Annotated in this window: 9 protein-coding genes; 3 read left to right on the top strand and 6 right to left on the bottom strand. The window is 72.6% G+C overall.

The annotated features are described in order from the left end of the window. Window positions 1-134: 134 nt before the first annotated feature. Window positions 135-1,181, top strand: coding sequence for a glycosyltransferase family 2 protein (locus ACFQ9Z_RS02210; protein ID WP_383009709.1), 1,047 nt, complete (start codon window positions 135-137; stop codon window positions 1,179-1,181). Window positions 1,182-1,192: 11 nt separating this feature from the next. Here ACFQ9Z_RS02210 and ACFQ9Z_RS02205 read toward each other — a convergent pair whose 3' ends face one another. Next, window positions 1,193-1,864 (bottom strand): hypothetical protein, encoded by a 672-nt coding sequence (locus tag ACFQ9Z_RS02205; protein ID WP_383009707.1) that lies wholly within the window; start codon window positions 1,862-1,864, stop codon window positions 1,193-1,195. A 68-nt stretch (window positions 1,865-1,932) separates the two neighbouring features. Here ACFQ9Z_RS02205 and ACFQ9Z_RS02200 point away from each other — a divergent pair, with 68 nt between their 5' ends. After that, window positions 1,933-3,972: an O-antigen ligase family protein gene (locus ACFQ9Z_RS02200; RefSeq protein WP_383009705.1), complete on the top strand. Its 2,040-nt coding sequence runs from the start codon at window positions 1,933-1,935 to the stop codon at window positions 3,970-3,972. Then, a complete protein-coding gene (locus ACFQ9Z_RS02195; protein ID WP_383009703.1) occupies window positions 3,969-4,868 on the top strand; it encodes a glycosyltransferase family 2 protein in 900 nt (299 codons plus the stop codon). The genes ACFQ9Z_RS02200 and ACFQ9Z_RS02195 overlap by 4 nt, the downstream gene beginning before the upstream one ends. Window positions 4,869-4,898: 30 nt before the next feature. Here the strand turns inward: ACFQ9Z_RS02195 and ACFQ9Z_RS02190 are convergent, their stop codons facing one another. The 5 genes from ACFQ9Z_RS02190 to ACFQ9Z_RS02170 are packed head-to-tail and all read right to left on the bottom strand — an operon-like array spanning window position 4,899 to window position 9,959. Then, a complete protein-coding gene (locus ACFQ9Z_RS02190) occupies window positions 4,899-5,576 on the bottom strand; it encodes a class I SAM-dependent methyltransferase (protein WP_383009701.1) in 678 nt (225 codons plus the stop codon). A gap of 53 nt (window positions 5,577-5,629) precedes the next feature. After that, a complete protein-coding gene (locus tag ACFQ9Z_RS02185; RefSeq protein ID WP_383009699.1) occupies window positions 5,630-6,418 on the bottom strand; it encodes a glycosyltransferase family 2 protein in 789 nt (262 codons plus the stop codon). A gap of 28 nt (window positions 6,419-6,446) precedes the next feature. Next, on the bottom strand, window positions 6,447-7,556 hold the full coding sequence (locus ACFQ9Z_RS02180; RefSeq protein WP_383009697.1) for a hypothetical protein: 1,110 nt from the start codon (window positions 7,554-7,556) through the stop codon (window positions 6,447-6,449). A gap of 5 nt (window positions 7,557-7,561) precedes the next feature. Further along, a complete protein-coding gene (locus tag ACFQ9Z_RS02175; protein ID WP_383009695.1) occupies window positions 7,562-9,163 on the bottom strand; it encodes a lipopolysaccharide biosynthesis protein in 1,602 nt (533 codons plus the stop codon). Next, window positions 9,132-9,959, bottom strand: a complete 828-nt coding sequence (locus ACFQ9Z_RS02170; RefSeq protein ID WP_383009693.1) for a Wzz/FepE/Etk N-terminal domain-containing protein — start codon at window positions 9,957-9,959, stop codon at window positions 9,132-9,134. The genes ACFQ9Z_RS02175 and ACFQ9Z_RS02170 overlap by 32 nt, the downstream gene beginning before the upstream one ends. Between the last annotated feature and the right edge of the window lie 39 nt (window positions 9,960-9,998).

Here is a 9,998-nt window from a genome sequence, read left to right as displayed (position 1 = left end):
AGGCGATCACGCCCACCGCGCCCCCCCACCCCCACAGCCCGCACCACACAAAAAAAACCCCCCCCCCCCCCCCCCCCGGGGCCCCCCCCCCCCCCCCGCGGGGCCCCCCCGCCGGGGATTGGCATTACCCACCGATGAGCAGCGTCAGTGTTGTGATCCCCTGCTACAAGTACGGCCACTTCCTCGCCGACTGCGTGAGCAGCGTCCTTGACGAGCAGGACGGCGTCGACGTCCGGGTCCTGATCATCGACGACGCCTCGCCCGACGACTCGGCGGAGATCGCGCACAAGCTGGCCGCCTCCGACCCGCGGATCGAGGTCCGCGTCCACGAGACCAACAAGGGCCACATCGCCACCTACAACGAGGGCCTGCTGGAATGGGCCGACGGCGACTACTCCGCCCTGCTCTCCGCCGACGACCGGCTGGTCCCGGGCGCCCTGGTCCGGGCCGCCGCCCTGCTGGACGCCCACCCCGAGGCGGGGTTCGCCTACGGACGCCCGCTGCGCTTCCGGCACGGCGGACCGCTGCCGCCGGCCCGTACCCGCGGCACCGGCTCGGTCGTCTACCCCGGGCAGTGGTGGCTGGAGCGGCGCTTCCGCGAGGGCACCGGCTGCATCACCTCGCCGGAGGTCGTCGTCCGCACCAGCCTGCAGCGCGAGGTCGGCGGCTACGACCCGGCCCTGCCGCACGCCGGCGACATCGAGATGTGGATGCGGCTCGCCGCGCACGCCGACGTCGGCTACGTACGCGGGGCCGACCAGGCCTTCTACCGGGTGCACGGCAACAACATGTCCACCACCGACTTCGGCGGTCAGCTCGACGACCTGCGCCAGCGCCTCGTGGCCTTCGACTCGGTGCTCGCCAAGTGCGCCGGCCGGCTGCCCCACGCCGACCGCCTCGCCGACCAGGTCCACACCCGCCTCGCCCGCTTCGCGCTGCGCCGGGCCTACCGCGCGTACGACCGGGGGCGCACGAAGACCGTTCCGGTCGACGAGTGCGTCGCCTTCGCGGGGGAGTGCCTGCCGGAGTACACCAAGCTCCCGGAGTACCGGGCGCTGCGGCTCAGACGGCGGATCGGCCCGAAGGCGATGCCGTACCTCCAGCCCCTGGTGTGGTCGGCCGTGGCCGAGCGCGGCCGGGAATGGCTGTGGTGGGAGTCCTGGAAGCGCCGCGGTATCTGATGCCCGAGAGCTCAACCCGCCGCGGGAACACCGTCGGTGCGGCGGAGCGGGTCCGGGGAGGCCGCCCTCCTCTTCCCGCGCCGCGGCGCGTACCGGTCGCACCACAGCGCGCCGAGGACCCCGGCGAACGCACCCAGCAGCGCCGTTCCCGCCAGTGCGCGGGCCTTGTCGCCCTGCACCGGCGTGGCGCCGGGGGCGACCAGGACGGAGGCCGTGATCAGCGCCTTGTCCGCGACGCCCTCCGCCGACTGCGTGGCCGCCACGTGCCTGGAGTAGACGTCGATGATCCGGCGGACGGCCGTGTCGGCCGCCGCGGGGTCGCTCCGCCGCGCCTGCACCTGCATCGAGGGGATCAGGTACTGCGGTGTCGCGCTGGTGCCGCTGTTGCGCGGGATGAGCTGGTACGCGCCGTGCACGCCGGCGGCGTCCAGCTCCTTGCGCCCGTCCGGCGACTCGAGCTGCTGGATGACCCCGTACGAAAGGGCGGCGAGGGGCGGCTGCAGGTTCGTCAGCTGGTTCGGCTGGCTTCCGGTCGCGGGCGGCTTGAGGACGATCACCGCCGAACTCACGTACTGAGGCACGGGATTCACCACGCGGTAGGCTCCGGCGGCCGTCAGCAGGAACACGAGCAGCAGCACGTACCAGCGGCGGAGAAGCGCTTCGGCGACGTCACGAGGCGACACAGGGATTCCTTCCGTCGGCACCGATCCTCGCAGGCGCCAGGGCGGCCCGCCACCGAAAGGGAGTTCTCATGAGCCTCGCAGACCTCTGGGCCATCATGTGCAGGCGCTGGTACTTCATGGTGCCCCTCACCCTGCTCAGTCTCCTGGCGGGCGGATACCTGCACCGCACCATCCCGGTGTCCTACGAGTCGCAGAGCTCCGTCACGCTCCTCGACTCCAGGGCGGTCGCCAACCTGGCGCCGACCTTCGGCAACCCCATCTCGAACGCGGGCGGTTCGCTGGTCGTCACGGCCGACGTGCTGATCAGGACGCTCCAGTCGGGCGACTCCGCCAAGGAGTTGCGCTCGCGCGGCGTCACGGATCCGTACACCGCCGGTTTCGCGTCGGACGCCGACAGCCCGCTGCTCACCCTGAGCGTCACCGGAACCGACCGCGCCAAGGTGCTCAGGGAGACCACCACCCTCACCAACTTCACCGGGGAGCAGCTGAAGGCCCTGCAGGCCGGCTCCAAGGTGCCGACGGTGTACGCCGTGCAGGCCGCTCCGGTGGTCCTGCCGCAGAAACCCGTCCCGGAGTCGAAGGCCAGGTACCAGGACATCGCGGCGGTCGTCATCGTGGGAACGGTCGGCGCGTTCCTGCTGTCCATCCTGGCCGAGGGCGTCGCGGTGGTCCGCCGGCGCGGACGCGCCCGCGCCGGGTACGTCCCCCGGCGCCACCGCCTCCGGCCCTCCGAGCGGGCGCCAAGAGGTCTGCTGGTGCGCAGACTGGACGCCGTGACGATCCTCACCGGATACCTGGTGCTGGCCTTCTTCGTCCCGTCGAACCTCACCCTGCCCGCGCTCGGCGGCGTCGGCACCCCGGCCAACGTCTTCGCCCTGCTGGGGCTCCTGTGGTACCTCGCGACCTGGCTGGGCGGCCGGATCCGTCCGGCCGAGGGCACCAGGCTGCCGCGCCTGACGATGTGCGTGCTCGCCGCGGCGGTGCTGCTGTCGTACGTCGCCGACGCGACGCGCGGCAGCTCGCACAAGGAGGTCCTCGGAGCCGACCGCGGCCTCATCGGGCTCGGGGTGTGGGCGGCGCTGGTGGTGCTGGCGTCCGCCGGCATCCAGGAACGCAGCCGGCTGGAGACCCTGATGCGCCGGCTCGTCGTCCTGGGCACGGTGGTCGCCCTGATCGGCTACTACGACTTCTTCGCCGCGACCAACATCGCCGACTCGATCCACATCCCCGGCCTGCAGTCGAGCAGCGCCGGGATCAGCACCATGGACCGCGGCTCGTTCACCCGGCCGCGGTCCACCACGGCCCACCCGCTGGAGTTCGGGGGGATGCTGGCCATCCTGGTGCCCTTCGCCGTCCACCAGGCCTTCGACCCGGTGCGCCGGCACGCCGGCGCGCTGCGGCGCTGGGGCCCGGTGGCGGTCATGGCGGGTGCTCTGCCGCTGACCGTGTCCCGGACGTCGATCATCGGCGCGTTCATTGTCATCCTGGTGATGGTGCCGCGCTGGAAGCCGCAGCGGCGCTGGGCCGCGATCGGCCTGATCCTCGGCTCGGTCGCCGGCTTCAAGGTGATCATCCCGGGCCTGATCGGCACCATCACGGGCCTGTTCGCCAGCTTCCTCTCCAACTCCGACAGCAGCACCCAGGCACGCACCGTGAAGTACAGCGCGATCGTGCCCTACCTCAGCGAACGCCCCTGGTTCGGCCGCGGGTTCGGCACCTTCACCCCCGACCTGTACTTCTTCACCGACAACCAGTACATGCTGACCCTGGCCGAGATGGGCGTGGTGGGGCTGATCGCGCTGCTGGCCCTGTTCGTCACCGGAATCCACACCGGGGGCGCAGTCCGCCGGCTCGCCCGCACCGAGTCGGACCGGGAGCTCGGGCAGGCCTTCCTCGCCTCGGCCCTGGTCGCCCTGGTCATCAGCGCCACGTTCGACGCGCTCAGCTTCCCCATGTACGCGGGCATGTTCTTCCTGACCCTGGGCGCGGGCGGCAGCTACCTCGGCTTCGTGCGCCGCGAGGCGGCCGCCCGCCCCGGCCCGGGCAGGACGCCCGAAGCAACCCAGACGCCCGGAGCCCAGCTCCCCCGACTCGTGGAGTCCCGATGAGCGCCGTCGCCGTCATCGTCGTCACCTGGAACAGCGCCCCGGTGCTCCCCGGGTTCCTCGCCGCACTGCCCGACGGCATGGCCGGCCTCGACTGGCACCTCGTCGTCGCCGACAACGACTCCGCCGACGACACCGTCGAGGTACTGCGGACCCTCGCCCCCGGCGCCACCCTCGTCCAGACCGGCCGCAACGCCGGGTACGCGGCGGGGATCAACGCCGCGCTGAACGCGGCCGGTGAGTACGGCGCCGTGCTCATCTGCAACCCCGACATCCGCATGCGGCAGGGCTGCGCCAAACGCCTCGTCGACAGCCTCCGGGCCGGAGTCGGGATCGCCGTGCCCCTGCTGTACGAGGAGGGACGGGAAACGCCCCACCGCTCGCTGCGCCGCGAGTCCACCGTGCTCCGGGCGCTCGGCGAGGCCCTGATCGGCAACACCCGGGCCGGGCGCTTCCCGGCCCTGAGCGAACTCGTCACCGACCCCGCCGCGTACCGGCGGCCCACCCGCGCGGACTGGGCCACCGGCGCGCTCATGGCGGTCTCGGGGGACTGCCTGGCGGTGTGCGGGCCGTGGGACGAGTCCTTCTTCCTCTACTCGGAGGAGACCGAGTACTGCCTGCGCGCACGGGACCTGGGCTACGCCACACGGCTGGAGCCGACGGCCGAGGCCGTTCACCTGGGGGGCGACTCCCAGGTCTCGCCCCGCCTCTGGACCCTGCTCACCCTCAACCGCGTCCGGCTGTACCGGCGCCGGCACGGCCCCCTCGCCACGGCCGCCTTCCGTGCCGCGGTCCTGCTCCGGGAGGCGTCGCGTGCCGCGCTGGGCCGCCCGGCGAGCCGGGCGGCCGCCGCGGCCCTGGCCCGGCGGGGCGCCCTGCGCGCCACGCCGGGGCCGTGAGCCGGCTGCCGGGGTCCGGCCCACGCCGGTTCAGCGCGGGTTCCCGGTCCGCACGGCGATGAGCGACTTCGTCGCGCCGAGCATGCGTTCGCTCAGGATCACGGACCCCGGGAACAGGTAGCGCATCTCGGTGCGGGTCAGCAGCTCGATGTTGATCACGGCGTCCATCGCCGACTCCGGGCTGTCCGGGCGGCTGTGGACGAGCGGCCAGTGCCGCACCAGACGCGCCCTGGCGCCGAGGGGCAGGAACTGGAAGCCGGGCGCGACGAAGTGCGGCTCCACGGGGAAGTAGCGGTACGGCGTCTGGATCCAGTGCAGCGGCGCCAGCCGCTCGACGGCCGAGACGAACTTCCGCCGCTGGCTGTGGCCGCCCACGTGCTCGATGGTCGAGTTGGAGAACACCAGGTCGTAGCCGCCGTGGCCGGCGAGTTCCGCGGCGACCGCCGGATCGGTGACGTCGGCGACCTCCGCGGTGATCCAGTCGGGCAGTTCGGCGGGATGCTCCTCCAGGTTGATCAGGTGGACGTGCTTGGCGCGCACCGGTGCGCGCAGCCACATCTCGGCCGTACCGCCCAGGTCCACGACGCGCATGCCCTCGATGCCGGGGAAGCAGCGCCGCAGCCGCTCCCAGCGGGCGATGCGGAGCTTCTCGCCCAGCGAGCCGGGCGCGTCGACGAATCTGTTCCTCAGGGCGCGGGAGTGGGGCATGGGATCAACCACCTGTGATCGGATCGGAAGGGGAGCGAGCGCCGGGCCGGCTGTCACCACTGGGTGTAGAAGCTGGCCGGGTTCATCAGGTACCGGACGGTGGGGTGCGGCACGTGGCGCACCCGGTGCCTGCGGCCGTACCGGTGGATCAGCTCCCAGTCCTCGCGGGGCATCACCTCCGGGCTCCGGTGCAGGCGGCTGAAGACCAGCCGGCGAGTACGGCGGGCGACGAAGGCGTTGGTGTCCAGGAAGGACTCGCGAGCCGCGCGGCGGCGGTCCCAGGGCACCGACAGGATGTCCTTCTCGGTGCCGTCGGGCAGCACCCGGCGCAGCGCCGTGTAGACGCCGTCGGGCCCGCCGGGCGCCTCCAGGACCGCCAACGCCCTTTCGAGATGGTCGGGTTCCCAGAGGTTGTCGTCGTCCAGGAACGCCACGTACCGCGAGCGGGTGAGGCGGATGCCCACGTTGCGCACGACGCCCGCCACGCCCGTGTTGTGCGACAGCGACACGGCCCACAGCCGCTCGTCGTCGGGGAGTTCGGGCAGCCCGGCGCCGTCGTCGACCACGATGACGACCTGGTCGCGTACCGTCTGCCCAAGGGCCGAGCGCACCGCGGCGCGCAGCGCCTCGGGCCGCCGGTGGGTGGCGATCACGGTGGCGACCAGCGCCGCCGGCGGTGACGGCAGGGCCGCGGCCAGCCGCCGGGTCTCGGCGTCCTCGAACCGGCGCAGCCGCACCGCGGAGGGGGCCAGCACGACCTTGTTCCTGGCCTCGAAGAGCACGAGCCAGCCGAACGCCGCCTTGAGCACCTCCCAGGGCGCCCGTGCGACACGACGCGTCATGTGATCGCCTCCCGGCAGGGCGCCCCGTTCACGAGGTCGGCTCGGGTCGGACCGGGCGGCCGTCGGACATCCGGTTGCCGCGCCACACGTTCCCGGCGCCGCCCGCGTTCCAGTGGGCGACAGCGCCGTAGCCGCCGGAGGCGGGGTGGTACTGCGTGGAGAAGATGTTGTCGGTGACCTTGACGCCGGTGGCGCCCTTGTCTCCTCCGTAGAGGGCGTAGGCGCCGCCGGCCAGCCAGTTGTGGTCGACGACGACGTTGCGGACCACCCCGGTGTCCGCGAACAGGCCGATGCTTCCGGAGGCCCCCTGCTTGAGACCGGTCGGGTTCAGCAGGGTGTTGCGCCGGATGATCAGCTGCCCGGTGTTGCCGCCACCGCTGATCACCGCGTTGGTGTGCTGCCACTCGCCGTCCCGGTTGATGAACGGGGCGATGTCGTGCACGTAGTTGTCGTGCAGGTTGCCCTGCCCCATGGCCAGGGCGTCGCCGAACACCGAGACGTCGCACCATCCGACCTCGATGGAGCTGCCGCCCATGTTCGACACGGCGTAGTCCACGCCGCCGTTGTCGGGCCCCTTGCCCGGCACGGCGGTGATCGTGGAGTGCAGCACCCGCAGGCCGCGGTAGCCCGGGCGCAGGTTGACGCCCCACCAGTTGTCGGAGGTCACCTTGGTGTCGATGACGGTGACGTCGTTGGCGTAGATGTCGAGCGAGCCGGTGATGTCCCAGCCCCGGATGACGAGCCCGTCGGTGCGGACGGTCAGCGCCCCCGTTCTGTGCGGTGTGAGGGGGATGCGCGGGCCGGTGGTACGGGCGTCGGGGAAGCCGCAGGGTCCGGGCGAGGCGCAGGCGGCCCTGGCCGAGGGCTTCTCGGTCGTACCCCGCGCACCGGCCGTCGCGGTGGGTTTCCCGGCCGGGGACGGCGGGGCGGAGGCGCCCGTCGTGGAGTCGTCGCCGGCCGCGGTCGACCGTCTCGCGCCCGGTGACGCCGGGGACGCGCTCGTGGGGCAGGTCAGCGCGTCGTCCGGACACGGGGGCGAGGCGGCCCGGTCCGATCCCGAACAGGCCACTGCCATGACCGCGAGTAACGCCGCCAGCAGCGGTCCGGTGAGCAGGCCTTGGCTGATACGCCGTGACATCCGGTTCATTCCACGTCCTGTCGGTCAGGCCGAAGCGGTGCGGACGGCCTGCGCCGGCCGCGGTGGGGTCGTTCACCGCGGCCGACGCCGCGCAGGAAGCCGCGGCTGGGCAGTACGCACAGCGTGTAGGCGGCCAGGGCGATCGTGCCGATGGCGAGGAGCGCGAGCCGGCCGTCGCCGAACGGGTGCCGCAGACCGAGGACCACCGCTGCCATCACGGCCCCGCCGAGGAAGGGCCAGGCGCAGGCCCTGGCGATCCGGCCGACGCCGATGCCGCCACGGCCGAGGGCGATCAGGAACACGGGCACCACCATGCCCGCGGCGACCACGACATGGCCCTGCGAGACTCCGACGATGCCGTGCAGGCGGGCGGCGACGACGAGCACCGGGATCAGGGCCACCAGCCACAGCCCCTGCACCAGGAAGAGCGACCGGCGCTGTCCGATCGCGACCAGGCAGTCGTAGGCGAGTTCGCCGCCGATGCGGATCAGGCCGAGGGCCATCAGCCAGGGCAGTGCCGCGGCCGCCGGGGTCCACTGGCTGCCGTACACCAGCCGGACGACCGGCTCCGCGAGGCCGGCCAGCAGGACGCACAGCGGTACGGTGGCGGTGATCAGCACGCCCAGGGCCCGGCTGAAGCCCTGGGCGAGCGCCCGCGGGGACTCGGCCAGGCGGGAGAAGCCGGCGAAGGAGACCCGGCGGGCGGCCTCGGAGACGATCCGCACCGGCCAGCCGGAGATGTTGAAGGCCAGCACGTAGAAGCCCAGGGACACGTTGCCCAGTGTCGCGCCCACCACCATGGTGTCGACGTTGACCACCGCCAGGGCCAGCATGCTCGCCCCCGCCAGCGGAAGCCCGAATCTCAGCAGCGCCCGCGCCTGGCCGGTGTCCCAGCCGAACTTCAGGGTGCCGGGCGCCGCCAGCCCGCAGCCGACCAGCGTCACCAGGTTCCCCGCCACGGCTCCCCAGGCGAAGCTCATCGCCCCCCAGCCCTCGAAGGCCAGCAGCAGCGTCACCGCGGTGCCGGTCACGAAGTTGAGGGCGTCGACGACCATCCGCTTGCCCTGGGCGAACTCACGGGTGAGGAAGCCGCCGGGCACCTGGGCCACCCCGTCGATCACCACGCACAGGCACATCACCCGCAGTACGCCCACGGCGTCCGGCGAACCGATCAGACCGGCCACCGTCGGCGCCGCCGCGAACAGGGCCACGTACAGCAGGCCGCTGGAGAGGGTGCTGAGGGTCAGCACGGTCGGCGCGAACCGCCGCGCGTCCCCCTCCCAGCGCACGATGGCCAGCCCCACGCCCAGCTCGTTCGCGGACAGCAGGACCAGCAGCACGGTCTGGGCGATGCCGTACACGCCCCATTCCGCGGGGCCCAGGGCGAAACGCGCCAGCAGGATGCCGGTCGCGAAGTTGCCCAGCCGCATGACGACGGTGTTGATCAGGCTCCACCGGGCCGCCGAACGCACCTTCAGACCGAGGTCGGGAGAAGGGGGTGCGGCGGGGCCGGGCGGAGCGGATTCGGGCGGAGCGGGGAGTGCGGGAGCGGGAGGAGCGGGGCCGTCGCTCGTCTCACCGGTCTCCGGCGCGCGGGCGGTGTCCATGAGTCGACTCCTCGTCGAGCGGCTCTGCGGCGGACGCCCCGGCCACTACGGGCCGCGGCGCGGTGGTTCCTGCGGCGGCGGGCCCGTCCTCGGCGGGCCGCGACCAGTGCGGCAGCCGCCGCATGGTGAGCGTCTCCTCCACGACCGGGGTCCCGGCCGAGGGGACGGGGGCGGCCTCGTGCTCCGGCCCGGGCTTCGGCGACCTCTTGCGCGCCTCCACGTAGAACGCGGCGCCCATGCTCAGCACCAGGCCCAGGGCCCCGGCCATGACCAGGTACTCCAGCCTGGTCTTGGTCTGCGCCACCGGGTTCTGCGGGGGCACGATCGTGGTCATGCGGATCATGGCCTTCGGCGCGACCGACTGCTGCCTCTGGAACTGGTCCAGCCGCTCCTTGGCGAACGCCGTCAGGACGCGGTCCGATTCCAGGACTGCGGCCTTGTCGGTGCCGGTGACGGTGAGCCACATGAGCGGCCCCTGCGCGTTGTCGGCGATCTTGGCCGCGAACGTGCCCGTGGCGCCACGGGACTTCAGTTCCCGTACCGAGCCGTCGGAGTTCAGGTTGCGGGCCAGGCTGTCGGCCATGCCGGTGAGCGAGGTCTGGGTGCTGAGGAACGGATTGCCGTCGTAGGCCACGGTGGCCTTCTGGGAGTTCAGAAGGGCCACCGTGCTCTGCGACTGGTAGGTGACCGGAACCACCAGTGCCACGGCGACCGCCAGGCCGGCGGTCAGCAGCAGTCCGGGCAGCAGCACGTACCAGCGCCTGCGCATGACCCGGAAGATCTCAGCGAGATCCATGGTGGTCCCCCCTCACGCCCCGACCCCCGATGAGCATAT

The organism is Streptomyces sp. NPDC056580, assembly GCF_042793175.1.
GTDB lineage: Bacteria > Actinomycetota > Actinomycetes > Streptomycetales > Streptomycetaceae > Streptomyces.
This window is presented reverse-complemented; position numbering and strand designations above follow the sequence as displayed.

What these genes read in the sequence shown, in the direction of transcription:
- ACFQ9Z_RS02195 (WP_383009703.1), top strand. Translation starts at nt 3,969, where the DNA reads ATGAGCGCCGTCGCCGTCATCGTCGTCACCTGGAACAGCGCCCCGGTG.
- ACFQ9Z_RS02210 (WP_383009709.1), top strand. Translation starts at nt 135, where the DNA reads ATGAGCAGCGTCAGTGTTGTGATCCCCTGCTACAAGTACGGCCACTTC.
- ACFQ9Z_RS02175 (WP_383009695.1), bottom strand. Translation starts at nt 9,163, where the DNA reads ATGGACACCGCCCGCGCGCCGGAGACCGGTGAGACGAGCGACGGCCCC.
- ACFQ9Z_RS02180 (WP_383009697.1), bottom strand. Translation starts at nt 7,556, where the DNA reads ATGTCACGGCGTATCAGCCAAGGCCTGCTCACCGGACCGCTGCTGGCG.
- ACFQ9Z_RS02185 (WP_383009699.1), bottom strand. Translation starts at nt 6,418, where the DNA reads ATGACGCGTCGTGTCGCACGGGCGCCCTGGGAGGTGCTCAAGGCGGCG.
- ACFQ9Z_RS02200 (WP_383009705.1), top strand. Translation starts at nt 1,933, where the DNA reads ATGAGCCTCGCAGACCTCTGGGCCATCATGTGCAGGCGCTGGTACTTC.
- ACFQ9Z_RS02170 (WP_383009693.1), bottom strand. Translation starts at nt 9,959, where the DNA reads ATGGATCTCGCTGAGATCTTCCGGGTCATGCGCAGGCGCTGGTACGTG.
- ACFQ9Z_RS02190 (WP_383009701.1), bottom strand. Translation starts at nt 5,576, where the DNA reads ATGCCCCACTCCCGCGCCCTGAGGAACAGATTCGTCGACGCGCCCGGC.